Source organism: [Scytonema hofmanni] UTEX 2349 (assembly GCF_000582685.1).
Lineage (GTDB): Bacteria > Cyanobacteriota > Cyanobacteriia > Cyanobacteriales > Nostocaceae > Hassallia > Hassallia hofmanni.
The window spans coordinates 1-17,809 of the sequence record NZ_ALWD01000001.1; the positions used below are offsets into that span (position 1 = coordinate 1).

Annotated in this window: 16 protein-coding genes and 1 pseudogene; 9 read left to right on the plus strand and 8 right to left on the minus strand. The window is 39.9% G+C overall.

What is annotated here, in order from left to right; all coding sequences use genetic code 11:
* Positions 1-1,110: relaxase/mobilization nuclease domain-containing protein (locus tag TOL9009_RS37125; protein WP_186227435.1), on the minus strand; the 1,110-nt coding region annotated here is incomplete at its 3' end.
* Positions 1,111-1,144: 34 nt separating this feature from the next.
* Positions 1,145-1,555 carry a plasmid mobilization protein gene (locus TOL9009_RS0100010; protein WP_029630288.1) on the minus strand — a complete coding sequence of 137 codons (411 nt, stop codon included), beginning with the start codon at positions 1,553-1,555 and terminating at the stop codon, positions 1,145-1,147.
* Positions 1,556-1,766: 211 nt separating this feature from the next.
* Here TOL9009_RS0100010 and TOL9009_RS0100015 point away from each other — a divergent pair, with 211 nt between their 5' ends.
* Complete coding sequence (locus tag TOL9009_RS0100015; RefSeq protein WP_144238088.1) at positions 1,767-2,063, plus strand: hypothetical protein; 297 nt, start codon at positions 1,767-1,769, stop codon at positions 2,061-2,063.
* Positions 2,064-2,518: 455 nt separating this feature from the next.
* On the opposite strand, the gene TOL9009_RS37130 is transcribed toward TOL9009_RS0100015, so the two are convergent.
* Together TOL9009_RS37130 and TOL9009_RS0100025 are read right to left on the minus strand one after the other, a co-directional pair.
* A complete protein-coding gene (locus TOL9009_RS37130) occupies positions 2,519-3,175 on the minus strand; it encodes a ribbon-helix-helix domain-containing protein (RefSeq protein WP_038295498.1) in 657 nt (218 codons plus the stop codon).
* Between the two features lie 114 nt (positions 3,176-3,289).
* Complete coding sequence (locus tag TOL9009_RS0100025; RefSeq protein ID WP_144238089.1) at positions 3,290-4,060, minus strand: hypothetical protein; 771 nt, start codon at positions 4,058-4,060, stop codon at positions 3,290-3,292.
* Between the two features lie 870 nt (positions 4,061-4,930).
* Between TOL9009_RS0100025 and TOL9009_RS0100030 the strand changes: the two genes are divergently transcribed.
* Positions 4,931-5,866 carry an RpnC/YadD family protein gene (locus tag TOL9009_RS0100030; RefSeq protein ID WP_029630294.1) on the plus strand — a complete coding sequence of 312 codons (936 nt, stop codon included), beginning with the start codon at positions 4,931-4,933 and terminating at the stop codon, positions 5,864-5,866.
* Positions 5,867-6,048: 182 nt separating this feature from the next.
* On the opposite strand, the gene TOL9009_RS37135 is transcribed toward TOL9009_RS0100030, so the two are convergent.
* Entirely contained in the window at positions 6,049-9,597 is a 3,549-nt protein-coding gene (locus tag TOL9009_RS37135) for a plasmid replication protein, CyRepA1 family (protein WP_051502700.1), read from the minus strand.
* A gap of 301 nt (positions 9,598-9,898) precedes the next feature.
* On the opposite strand from TOL9009_RS37135, the gene TOL9009_RS0100045 reads away from it, so the two are divergent.
* Entirely contained in the window at positions 9,899-10,519 is a 621-nt protein-coding gene (locus TOL9009_RS0100045) for a hypothetical protein (protein ID WP_144238090.1), read from the plus strand.
* Positions 10,520-10,678: 159 nt separating this feature from the next.
* Here the strand turns inward: TOL9009_RS0100045 and TOL9009_RS0100050 are convergent, their stop codons facing one another.
* The 3 genes from TOL9009_RS0100050 to TOL9009_RS0100060 all read right to left on the minus strand — a co-directional run bounded on the left by TOL9009_RS0100050 (position 10,679) and on the right by TOL9009_RS0100060 (position 11,925).
* Positions 10,679-10,972, minus strand: coding sequence for a hypothetical protein (locus TOL9009_RS0100050; protein WP_029630298.1), 294 nt, complete (start codon positions 10,970-10,972; stop codon positions 10,679-10,681).
* Between the two features lie 10 nt (positions 10,973-10,982).
* The gene (locus tag TOL9009_RS0100055; RefSeq protein ID WP_029630299.1) at positions 10,983-11,231 is read right to left on the minus strand and encodes a hypothetical protein; all 249 of its coding nucleotides are present in this window, start codon (positions 11,229-11,231) and stop codon (positions 10,983-10,985) included.
* 373 nt (positions 11,232-11,604) lie between these two features.
* Positions 11,605-11,925, minus strand: coding sequence for a hypothetical protein (locus tag TOL9009_RS0100060; protein WP_029630301.1), 321 nt, complete (start codon positions 11,923-11,925; stop codon positions 11,605-11,607).
* 530 nt (positions 11,926-12,455) lie between these two features.
* Here TOL9009_RS0100060 and TOL9009_RS0100065 point away from each other — a divergent pair.
* The 6 genes and pseudogenes from TOL9009_RS0100065 to TOL9009_RS37145 all read left to right on the plus strand — a co-directional run bounded on the left by TOL9009_RS0100065 (position 12,456) and on the right by TOL9009_RS37145 (position 17,727).
* Complete coding sequence (locus TOL9009_RS0100065) at positions 12,456-12,914, plus strand: hypothetical protein (protein WP_029630303.1); 459 nt, start codon at positions 12,456-12,458, stop codon at positions 12,912-12,914.
* Positions 12,911-13,576, plus strand: a complete 666-nt coding sequence (locus TOL9009_RS0100070; protein WP_029630305.1) for a hypothetical protein — start codon at positions 12,911-12,913, stop codon at positions 13,574-13,576. Before TOL9009_RS0100065 ends, TOL9009_RS0100070 begins: the two co-directional genes overlap by 4 nt.
* A gap of 156 nt (positions 13,577-13,732) precedes the next feature.
* Positions 13,733-14,389, plus strand: coding sequence for a hypothetical protein (locus TOL9009_RS0100075; RefSeq protein ID WP_029630307.1), 657 nt, complete (start codon positions 13,733-13,735; stop codon positions 14,387-14,389).
* 112 nt (positions 14,390-14,501) lie between these two features.
* Positions 14,502-15,080 (plus strand): hypothetical protein, encoded by a 579-nt coding sequence (locus TOL9009_RS0100080; protein WP_144238091.1) that lies wholly within the window; start codon positions 14,502-14,504, stop codon positions 15,078-15,080.
* The gene (locus TOL9009_RS41810; RefSeq protein WP_051502701.1) at positions 15,077-16,525 is read left to right on the plus strand and encodes a hypothetical protein; all 1,449 of its coding nucleotides are present in this window, start codon (positions 15,077-15,079) and stop codon (positions 16,523-16,525) included. Before TOL9009_RS0100080 ends, TOL9009_RS41810 begins: the two co-directional genes overlap by 4 nt.
* A 304-nt stretch (positions 16,526-16,829) precedes the next feature.
* Positions 16,830-17,727: pseudogene (locus TOL9009_RS37145) on the plus strand (DUF4351 domain-containing protein).
* The last annotated feature ends 82 nt before the right edge of the window (positions 17,728-17,809 follow it).

A 17,809-nucleotide genomic window follows, 5' to 3' on the forward strand; every position in this document is an offset into this window, starting at 1 on the left:
TGCTCTATTTTCTGTAACGTTGCTGTCTGGTTGGTTATTAATTGGTTCGGAGTCGATAATTGATTCGACAACGCTTGCATCGTCTGTGATAAATTGACTATCTCCGACTTTATCAATACTTGTTGATTCTCTACCGACTGAACTTTCTCTACCCACTGTGTTAAGGATTGCGGCAATTGGTTCAAGACTTGCAGTAATTCGTTTAATGCTTGCTGCATCTGTAAGTCGTTTTCCTCTTCGCTTATTTGTTGAAATTGGTTGTTGTCCTGATTCGCCATATACTACACCTAAATACTTTTGTAAACCGGGGAACGAATATCCCTTACCTATTTGATATCCAGCTATTTTTATCCCATCCATCTCATAAGCAATACCCAATATATTGTTCTGATTATCTAACTTGGGATGCACAATTATATTATTTTCTTTTAGTCGGCTAACTAGTTGAGTAAAGGTTGGTTTATCAGAACAGGCTTCATCAACTGCGTCTGCGATTAATTCGACTATTGGTGGTTTACCTGATGTATGCTTTAATTGTTTGATAGTTGGTGGTTTTCTAAGCGTAGGACTAACACTTGCAATAATTCCTATTTCTTGCAGCTTTTGGACAACTTTTTCATTACTGCAAGGTGTTGCTTCTAACCCAAATTCTTTTTCTAACTTGCGTGCTGCTACTTCGGCTCTACTATAGTCCCAAGAATCTGGAACTATGGTAGCATCCATCTTGATGCGACTGGCAATAATATGGATATGCTCGTGTTCTCTATCAGTATGTCTGCCCATTACATACTGACTTTTGTGGAGTCTCTCACCCAAATATTCCATTTCTTCTAGGAAGCGTTTACCGACAGAAGCATATTGCAAATCATCTAAATGTTCGTGATATTCGCCTAAGGCATGTTCGCTACTACGATGGGGGATAGATAATATTATATGAGCGCAAGCATTCTTAAATTCTGGGTTGGAACGTTTGGCAAGCGAAAATTCTCGTGCTAGTTCGTTGGGTGTAGCACTATTCATATTAGTGCCGATGATTGATGCACCTTCTTTCCCAAGTACATACTTGAGAGTGGGGAGAAAGTTACCGTGTTTAAAGATTTTGGGAATCAAGATTTATCTGGCTCAACAAAACTATAATTCGATTTTATAAAGTTTCAGTTTCATCATCCATATCTCTATCGATATCTAACAACTGCTGCGTAGTTGTCCACATATCTGAATGCAGTTGTTCGAGTTGTTCAACGAGATTGCCAATATCGTTATTGTCTGATGCTGCTGTAAAATTTTGTTTAAGTTGGCTGGCAATCAATTTTAGTTGTGCTAATTGGTTGTAAAATTGCCACTGTTCTTTTAATAATGGAGTGGTTATTTTTCGTCTTAATCCTGCACGACGTAAATATTCAGATATCGACAGTTTGCTGTTTGTAGCATATTGCTTGATTTTTTCGCTTTCAAGTTGCGAAAAGCTCACTGGATGACGAATGGTTCTTCTACTTGTAGTTTCGTCGGTTGTAGATAAAGCCTTATTCTTTTTCTTCTGACTAGGAGTTTGCATAGCAAGTTGTGGTTACAACCAACCACCGTAGCTAGCTAATAATAGTAACGTCCTTAGTAAAATTGCGGAATTATGGATGCAGCAAACATTCCTTGCATCTGTGGGTCAGACAGCCACCAACAACAGACTATCCAGAAGTCTTGCTAAACGTGGGTGATGCACTCAACGAATGGGTGGTACTGTGCAACTGCGCCATTTTCTGCTGACACTTATGGGTGCTACGTCGAGTGCGATCGCACTCTTTGCGGGCGCCATCGCGCCATCGCGTGGTACTGGTACTGTACCGCCCAACATGCTCTCCACGCTTCTGCTGGTATATTTTCTTGTAGTGGTGTCGCTCCCCCATCAACTTAAGTATGAGTGGGGTGAAAAACTCAGCCTTGGGAGCAATGCGATCGCTCTGCCGTGCGGGGCATCGTCCGTCACGCTGCACATGAGTCAACAAGGGAGCGAAGTACGATGTTCCTTCATGGACTTTGTGCGATCGCTCCCACAAAGAATGAAGTAATATTCCCCATTAATTGGGGCTTTTTAGTATACACCAAACATTCCTTGCATCCCAAAGAGAGTACCACCATTCGTGACAGCGGCAGTTGTATAATGTTAACGCTGTTAACGCAGAAAAACGCCTCACAACTGGTTGGGCTACCTTGCACTAATGGGTAAACTGTACCACCATTCATGACAGGCGTTATTGCACAGGGGTTAACGCCGCTAACACAGAAAAACGCCGATTAACTGGTTGGGCTATCTTCCACTGGTGGGTAAACTGTACCACTCCAAATCGATTCGACTGTGGGTTTTATCAAAGTATGCCAGGAGTAGCGTTAACAACGTTAACATCTTTAAGTAAGTTTATTTTTGCGCTCTGGTAATAGTGCGGGTGTGAGTTTCCACTTGATCTTATTGTGGGTTTTGTCGAAGTAAGCACAGTGATGGAATTACGCACCTTGCTGTTGGATTTTACTCTAACGTATTCCTGAAGCCGTTAGCACCGTTAACATTGCTTGAAGAGTCATTTATATCGCTTACTAGAGTCGGTTCTTTACCGTTACTGTGAATATCGCCATTAAGCTCTCGAATAGTTGTATTAACATTGTTCTCCAGAGGCAGCCACCGAGAGCGTCTTTTATTAGAGTCTTTTTTGTACCAGCCGGTTTTCTCTTTTACGACTTCATGAAATGGTATACCTTTTTCTTTCGCTTCCTTATCGAGTGCGTGGTACGAAAGCTGGTATTTTTCTAGTAATTCGGTTTGGGTGATTCCTCCATACCGTTCACCATCAGAAATTGTCTCCCTCAATTTTTCAACTATTTTTATTTCGGGTTTGATATCACCAAGCGCTTGTAATATTGCTTGCAGAATATCTTCTAACTTGTCGAGACGTTGGTTTAATAGTGCAATATCAAAAGTCTGATTATTTTGTGCTAATTTATTTTCGATTGTGGTAATTCGGTCAACAATAGTCACCTGGCTTTTATTGAGATAATCTCCGATAGCCTCGTTAATAACATCACTTTTTGTTTTCCCACTCGATGAGACATATGCATCTAGTTCTGCCAACCATGCAGACGGTATTCTTGCACCAATATTTGACTTTGGTGATGCGGAATTGCTCATTGCTCGTTCAATAACTAGTTTTGATTAATTAGTACTCTGTATGATTTTAGACCGGAGCAATCTCACAGATAATTACTCGTCAATTACAAAAGCGATAAACCTGCAATAAACGCACTAATTAATATCGGTTTTATCCAGCAATGACTGTTGGTTTGCTTGCGATTGTTGTACCTCCAGCACGTTTGAGTTACCGTTTTGCATGGGTTGATTGCTACTACCGTTTGCTTGGAGTTGAGAATTATTGTGGGAAGTTTTAGCAGACTTCTGAGATTTATCACCCGATGTTGAAGTAGAAAGAGTGGTATTCGTATCCTTTGAAGTGCGGGATTTATTTTTTGTAACAGCGCTAGCTGTACTGTTATTATTTATTGATGGTGGGTTGGATTGATTTGTTGGTGTCGGTGATTGGGGTGTTGCACTCTCAGAAGCTTGGTTTGCTGCTGGTGCGGGTGGTTGAATAGTTTCAGTTTCGGTTGCTTCATTCGTGAAGAGTGCTTGTGTGCTGTCAGATTTATTTGAGTTATAATTGGCAGTTGCTTGGTTATTTTTCGCTTGCTTATTGTTACTTGGTTTGCGATTAATATCTGACTTTGATTGAGTTGATGCGGGATTATTAGTTGCCGTACTGGAGTTTTTTGCTCGTGCTTTCAAGAGATAAGATTTAATTGTTGTGGGTTGCACGTTAACCCCTTCTGATTTGAGAATTGCTGCAACTTCTTGTAGCGTATAACCCACTGCCAGCATTTTATCGATTTGGGTGGAGAGCGCTTGGATAAATTGCTGTAGAGTTAAGTTCTTCGGTTGCTTTGCTTTGGCTTCAAGGATGGCGCTAACTTTTTTGAGTTTGTTTTTGGAATCGGATATTAATTGTGCGCTGCGTGCCATAGTTATATAAATAGTTAAAATATTCTCTATACTATTCAAATCGCTCATCGACTGCCTAACGTGGAATTACTAAATTTGAGGAAAAAGCAGTCTCGTATTGTGTGGGTGAAGATAACTATAAGTATCAGGCTTTTCAAGATTTTAATGGGCGACACCTGACCAAGAGTTATGGGGACAGCCTTGTTTAATAGATCCTCGACACCCCACGACATTTTCGGATGAAGGCTGTCCCCATTTGTCGTGGGTTGTTGCAAGGGCTTACTGTTAGTCTCAGTTAGGGTGATTATATGTATATCTACTTATGTTTATGGCGATGAAAGGGATAGACGCGCTTGAGAAATGTAGGGATTGCGACGAATACGATGGGTGCAAACGCAAAGTGGCAATTTGGTAGCTATACACTTTATATAATAAGTTGTTAGTTACGTTTTTATTGGTAGCTATATTTGGGATTGAGCGTGCGTGCAGAAGATATTTATCGGTTCGGAATGGGTTCGGAATGGGAGATTATTGTCCGAGTGCTGCGTTGCATTCGCTCTCTTTGAATATTTGCTGTGGTTAAGATTCGGTTATTTTTGGGGATATCTTTGTTATCTCAACGGGAGCGGTTAAGTTTGTCTAACCGCTTGCCCTTGCGTTATAGCATTGTCAAAAGATATGAATGTGGCTGCAAGGTAAGTTGAAAACCACTCGTTGCTTTCATATTAATCTCAGCTTGAGCGATTATTATTAAATGCGGGATTTGGTACGGACATACACAATATTCGATTAATTTCAAGGCGGTTAACTTGAAATAGGTAGTTTGAAATATTGTGCTTGCAAGATGTCGTATATTGAGATGCAGCTGAAGAAGATAATGAGAGTGCTCGCATGACTAATCCTCCAACTGAGTATGATTCACCCTGGAAGGATATTTTACAGCGTTATTTTGAGGAATTTGTATTATTTTTCTTTCCTCAAGCGCATGAGGAAATTGATTGGGGTCGAGGGTTTGAATTTCTCGATACTGAATTACAATCTGTGGTACGTGACGCTGAACTTGGCAAACGACTTGTCGATAAGTTAGTCAAGATTTATCGCACTTCCGGGGAAGAAGCGTGGGTGCTTTTGCATGTCGAGGTGCAATCTCAAGAGGAATCTGACTTCCCAAAGAGGATGTATAGCTACAATTATCGGATATTTGACCGCTATGATCGCTATTGTGCTTCTTTGGCTGTGTTGGGTGACGAACGTGTGAACTGGCGACCGTCACAATTTGGTTACGAGTTATTTGGGTGTACAGTGGATTTTAGATTTCCTGTAGTGAAGCTGGTAGACTACGAGCAAAGGTTATCTGAACTTTCAGCCAGCCGTAACCCGTTTGCTACCGTAGTTTTGGCGCATTTGGCAGCACTACAAACTCGTGACAATCGTGTTGAGCGTAAAGCACAAAAGCTAGCTTTGGTAAGAAGGTTATACGAGCAGGGATTTGAACGAGAGGATGTTCTCAACTTGTTGGCTTTCGTAGACTGGATGCTAACGCTACCATTTTATTTAGAGCGAGAGTTTCGTGTCGAAGTAGGACAATTAGAAGCGGAGCAGCGTATGAAATATGTTACTTCTTTTGAGCGTAATGCCCGCAGAGAAGGACTGTTAGAGGGAATTGAGTTAGGTTTAAAACTGAAATTTGGTAACGAGGGGTTGAGTTTGTTGCCAGATATCTCTCAACTGGAGAGTATCGAACAATTAAGGGCAATTCTTACAGCGCTAGAAACAGTCAGCAACTTACAAGAGTTGCGCTCAATTTATCAGCCAGCAACCGAGTAATCGGTTACTTCATGAAGAGCGATCGCGAAGAACGAAAAGATCGCACTTTCGCTCATAAAGAATAAGCACTCTTACTGGGTGGTGCATTCGCTTTACACCGGATGGGCATCAAAAAACGCTTTAATGTGTGATGATTGCTGGAAATGAATTTTTCGTAGAAATTCCCTCTTAAGAGGAAAAAATTAATCTGCAACCAATTCATTTAAATCCCAGCACCACTGTTGCCAGCTACCATCTAGGCATTGCAAGTAAGCCGTTGCCGTTCCCAGTACTTTTACAATCCATTTACCAGTTTTTTGGGTCCACCTCACCACAGCCCCTTCTTGAAGTTGTTTAGCCCAGGTTTTCTCTTTTGGCTGGGGAGAATAAATTTCATTGGTGTCCAGCACTTCCGGGGTGGTGTCCAGCACTCCTGAGTTGGTGTCCAGCACTTCTGAGTTGGTGTCCAGCACTTCTGAGTTGGTGTCCAGCACTCCTGAGTTGGTGTCCAGCACTTTTTGTATTGTTATATTATTAGAATCTGCTGGACACGGTATCATAGTGATACATTTTTCCGACCAAATAAGGGGATTAGCCGTTTCCTGAGATTTCAGGAATTCGTCAAGCCATTTTTCTTTCCATTTCGGAAATATTTGAACGCGCTCATCATTAAGTAATGTTTCATCCAAAGTGTAAGTTCGTAAACGTTTTTCGCCTCGCTTACCATTTCTTTGTTCACTCGTATATTTCAATGCAACCAATTCTAGAAGGCGATTGAGCATCCCAATGGGATCTACCACCGTCTCATCATTATGAGTGGGAACGTGGTTATTTAAGTTGATGCCGAATATCTTGTGAATATCTCTTCTGAAACCCAAAACCCATTCCAGGTAACTTAATAATTCTGGACTATCCTTGGTGACTACGATACCTGGTTTTATCCATTCCTCAATTTTGAGCGCCTTAAAACTATCAACTTGTAATGTGATATTTTTTAGATCCGGGAGATAAATTTGTTCACCACACTCAATTTGGTGGGAGACTTGCTTGCGGTCGTAAAGTTTTGAGAATTCTGGGTTGTGGGTGCGGAAGAAGTCTAGCTGAATGCGGGTGTGATATTTTTTCTCCTCCGTTTTTTTCACCAACTCTGGTGTTATCGGTACAGCACTCGCATACATCTGCTCCAAGGTGTATTTTTGTTCTTGACATTTTTCCTTTTGTGTTTTTACAATTTTGCTTGCCAGCTCCTCGTATTCCTCTTCAGTTGGTAACGGCACTTTACTTACATTTTTGTATTTTGTTTCTTTACGGTCAAGAGAAGTACTTTTGAGTTCTTGCCGAATTAGTGCATCTTTATTTTGTTCAAGTTTAAGAATATCGACGATCTTTTGTCTTTCTTTATCAAGTTCTGACATTCGCCAATAATCTTCATCCGAACACTCCCGATTATTCAGCGCCTGTAGCTCACTACATATTTCATCTAGTTTCCGGTTTAACTCATTATCACTCTTTACCTCAACTGTGCAGCCCTCTTCCTTTAGCCCCTCAAACATGCACTCTCCGTAATGCCATATAGAAGCATTAATTTCTGCTGCATTTTTAGCCCAAGTTTTAATGTGTGCCGGTTCAAAATGTCCCTTTAAAAAGTCATCAACGTTCTGTGATGGTGGAGTTAGTTCAGCCCGGATGAAATTGTATTTAGCATTATTTATCAACAGTGACACAATAATTTTGTAGTTGGTGGAACGGATGGATTTATTCACAAAACCTACCCCAAGTTTTGCACACCAAACATGCCTTTCAACTGGTTCTCTGACTCGCGCTAATGCCTGCCGTGCCTCCCAATCAGGAATTACACCAATAAAAATTCCAAATACTTTATCAAAGTGTCCTTTAACGTCAATTGAAACCCCACTACCAATTGAGGGGCTACAAATTACCACATCCCAATTGGTAATTTCTTCATTAATCTTGTCAACAAATCCTACTGCTTGATGCCCTAATGTGCTAGTGGTATTGGCATCCACGCACAATATTCTTAAAGTAGGAAATCGTTTTTGGAGCTTTTGAGTTAAGCCTGTGGTGCTAAATGTACCATCTCTAGAATCAGCGCAAATATAAAGTTTTTCCCCATCCGCAAGAGATTCTTCGAGTTGACGTACTATCCTGCTGGGATTACGGTAATCATAGAAAACAACTTTGGTCTTAGTTTCTGGTTTGTATTTATTTTCACAAATCCAAGGGGAGGGCTTGATTTCACCTTCAATTAATTCAAGTAAATAATCAATAGAGCGGTCAGATAAGTCAGCATCCAGCCCGATTATCAAACCACCAGTGCTGAGTATTGTATTTATGAATTGCTTTAATTTTTTGAGAATTTCAGTTCGGCGTTGGCGACAAGTAGTGCTATTTAAAACATGCCAAATTACTTGCTCAATTTCATCGAGAATGAGAATGGCGTTACGGTAATTCTCTGGATTTAATTTCCAGAGCGAATCGATGCACAACCCGACAAATCTCCTACCAAGAACTGGGTCTTTATCGCTGATCCACGTAAGTCCTAGTCGGTCGCAAAGGTGTCTTCCTAGCTGAATGCGATGAGTCAATGAAATAATTGGTCTGCCGATTCCAATCGCTTCGGTGACTAATTTATCTAGGCTTTCCGTTTTACCTGTCCCTTTAGGCGATTTAACAAATGCTAGTCCGCTTTCAGTTCGTGGTAATTCACCCAAGTAGCGTTGATTTAAAACTAAATCTGGCTTATAGGTAAGACCGGAAACTCGATTTGTAATTCGGTAAAGTCTTAAGGTTTTAGCTTTTTGGTAAAGTTTTTCAAACGCCTCCTGACCGTGGGCAACAATCCAATCATCACAACCTTTTTCTTCACCATTAAGTTGGATAACTCTAACTGTGCTGTGGGTATCGGAGAACAGTTTCCCTAATCGACAAGTCGCAATAACAACGTTACGCTTTGTCGTCGGCTTTGGATCATTGTCAAAGCAAATGTAAATGTCCCTACCGTCGAATGGCTTGAAACCGGGAATTGGGTTTAAAGTGGTGGCGAATGGCTTTAAATCTGGAATTAAGTGATAATTATTTTGTTCGCCTGACTCTTGTGTTTTACGATATCCGGAGTTAATTCCAGGTAGTCCTACAGCTGCAAAACCTAGCGTTAATAGCGCTGCTGCTTTTTTGGCTCCCTCGGTAATGATAAGTGGAATTTCTTTTTCTAGTACCCAAGCCCAAAAACCAATTGCCTCGCCTAGAGAATCTACCACAATATTTTCTGGCATTGGCACGTTGTAGCGTTCTGCTACAAGTTGCCAAACATTTAGCGGCACTCTCAAGAAAAATGCCCGTGTAGGCTCACCTTGAGGATGTTCGTACTTGCGGGGTTTTTTCTTATCCCCGTCGCAGTGAATCCAGGGCGAGTCCGCTTTAAAACAACCCCAGTGCATTTGTTGCCAATTGTTTTGTGGGTCTAGCCCTCGGCAGAGCCAACCACTTGCACTTCTCGCCCAGGAAAGGCGATTTAATTTACCCTCATCTTTAAAGCCCTGGCGATTTATCCAGCGTCCTGGGCGAATGGGAATATTTAGAAATTCGGCTACAGGTAAAGAATATTCTCCCCCAACGCCAGATAATTCGCCCTCGACCGAGCGGACGTTGAGAGCAATAATTCCTGGGTCTACACCGGAAGAAAGCCATTCAGAGCAGTGGTTCTGTTCAATGTTGTCGGGCGGGGTTTTCATCGTGCCACCCCCCAGTCGCAGCCTGATATACCCCGCTTTCGGAATTTTAGAACTAGATTAGGATATAGATACACGGCATTCTCTTTCTTTAGATGTGCCGTTGTCAGTGATGACAAATCTACTCTGATCTGCTTGAATTTTAGTAGTGCGAGTTGCTTGTGCCATACCGCAAATCCCTTATCGTGTTTCAAAAAGCAGATGCTGTTACATCTGATTCGGTAGAACACTTTGTAATTTACTTGGTTTTATTGGCGTTTATACAAAATAGCGCCATATTAAAACAATTTGTTACAAACAAATTTTGTTTTTTTGGAAAAAGATGAAACGGCAAGCTGGTTTGATGAGATTGCAAAAGGCGAGAGCGTTTACACAGAGGGATGCTGAACAGCTATCAGGACTTACCAGGCATCAGCTCAGAAAACTGGAAGAAGCCGAGCTAGTCGTGCCTCAGAAAAACCCTATTCTTTATACTTGGAATCAATTAATATTTTTGAGGATTTTGTTTGAATTTAGACAAGATTGGACATTTAAACAGCTTGAAACTATTTTTAAATGTTCTTCTTCAGAAGCTCTAAACGATAAAATTATTAGAAGGATAGACAGCTCTTTAGCAGCTTTACTCATACTCGAAAGCAACGATGCAATAAATTTTCAGTTAGTTGCTGACATAAATTTTGAAAACGATTTGCAAAATCACAAGTTGAAAAAAGCAGTAGAGAGTATTAGAAATGATATTAGGTTAAATGACGAGGAAGTGTTAGCGATAATTAAACATATCGCTAGTGACAACTCTGAAGAGTACTCTAATTCCAGAATATCTATTAAAAAGCAAACCCTTGTAATTATTCCACCATTAATTGGGAATTTAAAAACCCTTGCAGAACAACTACAGATTGAGAATCTCGATTTAAAGCTAGGTTAGACTCTATTTTAATTATTTAACTTAGATTTTGTAAGTATCTAAAAATCGTGAAAATTTATAATTTGTTAGCCCGATATATTCGGGCTTTTTAATACGAAATTCCCATCGACGGGAAAAGTAAAATAAGTATCACCCGCCTCAAAAAACTGCAACTATAAATTAAGTTTCTGCAACTTTATCGGCTTTTGGCTTCTTCTCGAAGACCTGGATGTTCGGCTCCAGCAGCACAAATCCGTTTTCAGTTGCCTCACCCATCTTGCCAGCAATAGCGGCGACCCATTCTGGAAAGTTGGCTTGGGCATCGGTCAGTTTCTTGAATACTTTGGGCTTGACGACCATAGTTATGATCCGTCCGTCGCAGTCAATCTCTATTTGCTGCCAACCATTTTCTACAGTTTGGGCTTGGGGCAGCTCGTTGATTTTGATGGTAATTTCTAACTTGCCTTGTATCATAAAAATCCTTTTAAATACTAGTCCCGCCGTTGCGATCGCGTAATATCCGTAATATTTCAGCAATATCACTCCGCATTTCTCGCATTTCCGCTTTGATTCCTCGCACTTCAGAAGTTAAGGTGATAATCATATCGACCGCCTGAACTGTGGCATTTTGAGTTGTGCCGTAAGTACTAGCTTGAATTTTAAGGTTGCTCACGTCGGCGGTGAGTTGGTTTAACCGTGAATATATATCATCGAATCGCGCTGAATCGGTCATTTTTTCTTCTCCTGAATAGGTGGAGGGAATTCGCTAGGATATTTAATTCTGACTGCTTGTTCGGTGAGGTACGCCACCAAGTTTGCTGTTGGTCGCCCCAACAAATTCGTCAAAGCTAAATTGCTGGCAAGTTAGGTAACTTATAACTTAAAGCGGTCGCAATACGGTTCGGATAAGCAGGGGAGGCTCTTGAGGCAGGGGAAGAAAAATCAGTTTTTTTCTCCCCCCCTGCTCAAGAACAGCTTGCCCCAACAGATAACCTCCTTAACCGAACCGTATTGAAAGCGGTCGGACGGTGGTAACGACGCCAAGGCTAAGGGATTGATAGGGAGCAATGTTCATACTTCATCTTTGTATATCGATTTAGAATAGATTACCTTTGATTTTTTTCATTAATCAATTGCTGCCTTCTTTCTAGGGCTTCTTTCGCGGTAGAAGAGTCACGGTATATAGCGAAAACTTCATCAAAAGTTAGACCATATTTATTAGCCTCATACTCGATTTTCTCTTTATAATTATCTTTCCATTTGCAGACAAAGGTCGTAACAACACTTCCTAGATTAGCCCGAACAGACCTTTCTGCCATGTTGGTCATCACTTTAAACCAGTCAAGGTCATGCTCGGATAATGGGATTCCGCCAGAGGGCAGTTCAGCCATTTTGTCTATCAACTCTTTGTAAAATACCTCTTCCATAGTATCAGCGTCGTGTAGATGCTAAACTTTCCGTTCTGTTTTGGTCTTTACTAGACTAGCACTATATGGGTGGTGTTTGAGCGCTATACTAGTGCTAAACTAAATCAAGTATAAAAGTTCGTTGTCTGTCCTAAACGGCTAACTTAGTTGCCCAGTCTAGACTACAACCCTCAACCCCATACACACCAAGGCATTAACACTCTTATGAGGCAATTTATCCAAGAAATAAGAAAAAGCAAAAAAAAAATCACTTTCACAAGGAGTGAAAATTGCACCATCCCTGCTGCTAAATCGATTCGAGCATTCACCCCTTTGAAAGAAACGATTGTAAATTTTCATTTCATAAAGTGCAGCTGTCAGCAGCAATGAATCATCGATGCAGTTCGTAAAGAAATGTGACTTTCACAGCCTGCTGAGATCACTCACTGAAAACTGCCAGTCAGCACCCGTGATTGCAATTTTATGTAGCACTACGAGTGCAGGGTAAGCAAGCATAGGTAACTTCTAACACTCATTTAATCGTTCAGTCCATGACAAAACTAGACCAAAAAGAAGCAAGGGAGTTATTTGAGTCGGTGCTAGGAAAGCGTATCAGCGATGCTAGTTGGTACAGATTAAAACCTATCTTTGGGAATAACTTTCCGCTAATAAAACAGAATGTTGTGTGGTTGGCTGAAATTAAAAAGCAGCTACCAAAATGTGACTTAAGACTTGTGCCAATCGTTAATTCCGTCAAATCAGCTAACGAATTAATAGCTAATCAAGCATCAGAAATTAGTGGAAAGCAGTTACTTGAATTGTTTGAACAATACAACATAACAATTCATGCCAACACTCTGACAAAGTGGTTCAAACCGCTTAATGGGTTTCGTCAAACACGCATTTATTCACTCAAAGAATTGTACCCAGTAATCCTTGCGGCTCACACATACAAACTGCGTCAAGAAATAAATAACGTTTCTCAAACATTTATTAAGGAGGCATCATGACAGATTATATAAAGCGGATTCAATCTCGGTTATCGCATAAGGACATTAAAAAATCTCGTGCTGTCTTATTGGAAGAAGTTAGTTCACTTGGCTATAACCATGAAAACTTAACTTCGGATTTGGCTGATTTGATAACTGCGAAGTTGTTAGATAAGTTCAGTATTGCCGAAGTACCGCTACCGTCAGTAGCGAAGAGCGATAGCTTATTAGAACCAATCCCCCAGCCTTTTCTTAGCGAGAATTTAGTTAATGAACCTGGAATTAACGAAATACTTCAGCCTGACTCATATGAGGATGAATCATCAGAAATAGTAATTAGTTCAGAACAAAAACAGGATTTAGTAGCGTCGCAAGCATCGGCATTAGGGATTGAATTATCAGAAGTTGAAGTAGTAGATTTAGCGACTGGTCTTAAAGATAGTTTTCTCGACCATGAGTGTTTTATTGAGTCCGTCGTAGAAGCGATTGTTACCTACCATGACCATCGTTCCAATAAGTTAGAGCAGAAAATAAAGGATGCCAGGGAACATATCGAATTCCGGAGAAAGCAATTAAATCAAACCTTGGTCGGGGAGTTCGGGGAAATGAACAACTTTTTTCGCTCCCAGTCACCCAAGCAGAGAGAACTATCAAAAATCATTGCAGCCGCGTTCAAAACTTAATCCCTATACTGTTTATTTGCTCTTGTTTGGGATTGCACTATTGCCTCTACTAATTCAGTTTATTTGGAGTTTTAAACCGCTAACTCACCGGCAACGAGAGCAACGTTTAATTGACCAAGGATATCTCTGTCGTCATCAATGCAAGGATGATTAAAAATGAAAGCATCAAAACATATACGCGACCACATTTCAACCTACGGTAAAGAGATTAAAAAAGCTACTGCTAATAAGTTCGGCATCAATAATTCTCTAATAATTCGAGCCGTAAACGGGGATGAAAAGGCTTTAAAAGAAATAGGAGACATGGGGCGGACGGGAGAGCGTTTAGCTATGGCAATGCCGCTTATCCGAGAAAATCTTAAAGCCTATATCGAAGGTACAACAGAGTACAACACAGCCCTAGCTGATATTTACAAGTCTGGTTCTAAAGGGGCGATCGCAATTGATAAAGCCGCTAGTGACGTAACTTTAGAGAACACCCGATACAACAACCTGATTTCAGAGTACAAAGCTAGTTTATTCGCCAAGCTGGAAGCCGAGAACCAACGTCACGATGATGTGCTAGATGTCATCGAATTGCAGGCTTGGATAGATACTCAAATGGCTACAGTTAACGCCAAAGCTAGCCTTGAATCTATTTCAAACAAGCCATTCTTAGCACAAATGAAAGCAGATGCGGATTATGAGGATAAAAAGATTAAGCACCTACTAGAGAATGGCTCAGACAGCGATTTAAGCCTGATTCCCCAGAAACATTACTCAACAAACCCAGTAATTAAGTTTTGGAACAATATTAGAGATATTTTCAGTTAACCCTTCGACTACGCTCATTCTTTACGTCGAGCGAAGCCGAGACGTTAATTAAAAAGCCTCCAGACAGATGTGTAACTGGAGGTAAAAAATCAAAACACATTATGGGATTTCTATGATGCCCGAATTTGAGTTAGGAGAAAATACCACAATTTCATCAAACTACCCAATCCAAGAAGATACTGCATTTACTCCCGATGAAATTGAAGCTATTAAAGCCTACAAGGATAATCTCAACCGAAAGCTAAACAAAAATCGAAGTATTTTAAAGGGATTAGAGACAAGCTTTTGGGGTATCACCTCCTATAGCCTAGCCCGATTTTTAATTATTACCAGTGGAACACAAGGAATAGCATTAGCAATAGCATCAATCCTCCTAATCAATCAAATAACCAATAGAGAAGTATTTGATGGAATAAATATTAATCGCAAAGATGGACAATGGTCAGCTGACAATATGGGTAAACTTATTAAATTTGGATTTTCAACCTTAGTAACTGCATTTGTAATGTGGAGTGCCTTGGGTAGTTTTTTGAATATTGTTAACTCATCAAAACAAACCTACAACCAATTGCAGGATACAGTTACAGCTTTCAATAAGCTACCCGAAGACAAGCAAAATGGATTTATTATTGTAGGTGGTTTACTCGTCTTAGCTGGTATCTACACGATTATTGACTCAAAAAGAAGATGAAAGTCTACTCAGGGTTAACAGTTATCGGGGTAACAATTGCTTTATCAAGTGCGATGTATTTAAGTCAGTCGAATCGTCCGTATGACTTAGTAGCAATTAAATTCTGCCCGAAAACTGCCAACTTACCACCTCGCTACGGTGAAGAATTTAGCCAACGTTCGCAAAAGAGCTTAGATAAAAAATATTGCGACTACGAGCATAAATTGCTCAAAGAGATATGGTCACAAAAGCAATTTGAATCGTCTACACCATTACCCGAATCATCATTCAGCATTCGTCACATCCCTGCTAGTAATAAGAATGCAATTTGGTTTTTAGTTGCTCCTATAGCCTCTGGAATCGCTTACTTAAGCTGGACTAAAAAGGCAGAAATAGACGAACTATCAGCACATTCGGAATTAGAAGCATACAAAACTTGTATCAAAATCAGTACTGTCTCTAATCAAAATGAGCGTGAGTTTAAGAACTTACAGACTAACCGAGTTTGGGACAAGCAGAAGGTAAAACACGGTTTTATATCCATCGAAGCAATGCAAGATAAGTTAAAGCGCTCCTTTGAGATACAGGATAAAACCCACACATCTACTCTCAAACAATTTGATTTAGCCGATTCCGATATGGATAAAAAGATTGCTGAAAACTTGCGGGATAAGCACAAGGCTTTATCAGATACCCAAAAGATATTAGGTAAAAAATCTGATAGTGATTCTGATGAATCAAGTAACCCAGATTCCTATATCCAAGAAAGAGTCAACCAACTATTAGAAGCATTAAAACAATGGGAAGATGGTTGGCTGTACACAATTATCAAAAATAACAAACCTTTGTGGTTAATTGGTTCCCAAGGTAGCGGAAAGACCAACACAGCAGGCTGTATAGCAATAATCCGTAAATATTGCTTTGATGCTCCAATATACCAGCTTATCGACCGTCACGCTACTGGGGAAAACTGGAAAGTGTGGCAATTATTAGATGCACAAATTAAAGCAGAATCCGAATCAGAAATCGGACAGGCATTAGAAGAAGCTTGCTCACGTTGGTTAGCGAGAATTAAAGAAGTACCCAAACAAAAGCAACAGCTAGTTATTGATGAATTTACCAATCCTAAAAAAATAGCATCTTGTAAAGAGTCAGCTATGAAGTTTTTCTCCATGCACTTGACAGATACCAGAAAAGCGAAAGAGTATTTTATTGGCATCAATCATTATTTTACCAATGAAAGCACCGTGGAAGGTACATTTGAAGCACGTAAGGCTGGTACAATTCAAATTAAAAAGTTTTCCGCAAATGGGGAAACACCATTACCAAGAGTACAAATTGTACATGGTTTGGTGGATAGCAATGGGAATGAATTAGAAGAAGTTGAGGTGACGCTACCTAGTTGGTTTGAGGCAGTCAAGATTTACAACCATTTCAACGGTAGCAAACTCGACTTTGAAGGATAACTAATGAATAACCAACAAAAATTAAGATGACTTAATTCAGATTGATAGCATCAATTAATTCATTTTCATAAAAATATAGCTACCATAACAGGATTTATATTTATTCATAAAATTGTAATTAACATACGTCTACAACCCGCGATTGCATCGCTGGAAGGATTATATTGTTGCAAGTAAGAACCTTTGCATACAAGCAACTGAAATACATTATTTTTTTATAAAAAAAATTAAATACATTATTTTTTTTGATAAAAAAAGGTAAAATAACACTAATTGCATCTCCACAAATCCAGCATTAAATTAAATGACCCGCTTTATACATGACAAGTTTGCCAAGGATTATTTAGAAGAATTATTAAAAGATTATGGAGAGGTAAAATCATCCGAAAAAGTATCAGGAGAGATAAAAGAAATAGATGTATTGTTCACTCATAAAGTCGAACAAACCTCTAATTTACAAGTGCTGGGATTGCTAGGAAGATTTGCCGAATATCCTGCAATATTAGAACCATTCCGCAATCCTGTCTCTACCGATGAAATATGCGATTGTATTCTAAAATTATTAGAAGTAAAGGGTGGACTACGACGAGAAGCACTCAGGAAATAAAACCAAACTCCAGGAGTCGGAAATACCCAAACTGTGGGTTCTGACTCCAACCATATCTGAACGCTTATTATCTAGCTTTAACGTTAACCAAAAAGAGGGGTGGTTATCAGGAGTATACTTTTTAGGGGATGCTCTACGGACAGCAATTGTTGCCATACATCAATTACCGGAAACACCGGAGACGTTGTGGTTGAGGCTTTTAGGTAGGGGAAGTGTGCAGTCACAAGCGATTGTCGAGTTGCAAGCGTTACCATTAAATCACCCATACCAGCAAGCAATACTCGAATTAGTTTACAACTTGCGTGAAAATTTGATAATTAATCAAGAATTATCATCAGACGATCAGGAGTTAATTATGCGACTACAACCACTTTATCAACAAGACCGGGAAAGAGCTAAACAAGAGGGAAGGGAAGAAGGAGAACAACGTCTAGTTATACGTCAACTTAATCGCCGTCTTGGTGAAATTGATGCATCATTAATCGAGCGAGTTCAAGGATTATCTATTGAACAATTAGAGAATTTAGGAGAAGCATTATTAGACTTTTCTAGTGTTGCTGATTTATCAGCTTGGTTAAACCAACAACTTCGATAAATAATCGATTAATCATGTTTAAAATACATCCCTCTCGTTTGTTGGGAGGGATTTTTTATATATCACGCCCAGCTAATACTTA

Bases quoted from the DNA above. Each gene is read 5' to 3' on its own strand.
- TOL9009_RS0100010 (WP_029630288.1), bottom strand. From the start codon at position 1,555: ATGCAAACTCCTAGTCAGAAGAAAAAGAATAAGGCTTTATCTACAACC.
- TOL9009_RS0100015 (WP_144238088.1), top strand. From the start codon at position 1,767: ATGGGTGCTACGTCGAGTGCGATCGCACTCTTTGCGGGCGCCATCGCG.
- TOL9009_RS37130 (WP_038295498.1), bottom strand. From the start codon at position 3,175: ATGAGCAATTCCGCATCACCAAAGTCAAATATTGGTGCAAGAATACCG.
- TOL9009_RS0100025 (WP_144238089.1), bottom strand. From the start codon at position 4,060: ATGGCACGCAGCGCACAATTAATATCCGATTCCAAAAACAAACTCAAA.
- TOL9009_RS0100030 (WP_029630294.1), top strand. From the start codon at position 4,931: ATGACTAATCCTCCAACTGAGTATGATTCACCCTGGAAGGATATTTTA.
- TOL9009_RS37135 (WP_051502700.1), bottom strand. From the start codon at position 9,597: ATGAAAACCCCGCCCGACAACATTGAACAGAACCACTGCTCTGAATGG.
- TOL9009_RS0100050 (WP_029630298.1), bottom strand. From the start codon at position 10,972: ATGATACAAGGCAAGTTAGAAATTACCATCAAAATCAACGAGCTGCCC.
- TOL9009_RS0100055 (WP_029630299.1), bottom strand. From the start codon at position 11,231: ATGACCGATTCAGCGCGATTCGATGATATATATTCACGGTTAAACCAA.
- TOL9009_RS0100060 (WP_029630301.1), bottom strand. From the start codon at position 11,925: ATGGAAGAGGTATTTTACAAAGAGTTGATAGACAAAATGGCTGAACTG.
- TOL9009_RS0100065 (WP_029630303.1), top strand. From the start codon at position 12,456: ATGACAAAACTAGACCAAAAAGAAGCAAGGGAGTTATTTGAGTCGGTG.
- TOL9009_RS0100070 (WP_029630305.1), top strand. From the start codon at position 12,911: ATGACAGATTATATAAAGCGGATTCAATCTCGGTTATCGCATAAGGAC.
- TOL9009_RS0100075 (WP_029630307.1), top strand. From the start codon at position 13,733: ATGAAAGCATCAAAACATATACGCGACCACATTTCAACCTACGGTAAA.
- TOL9009_RS0100080 (WP_144238091.1), top strand. From the start codon at position 14,502: ATGATGCCCGAATTTGAGTTAGGAGAAAATACCACAATTTCATCAAAC.
- TOL9009_RS41810 (WP_051502701.1), top strand. From the start codon at position 15,077: ATGAAAGTCTACTCAGGGTTAACAGTTATCGGGGTAACAATTGCTTTA.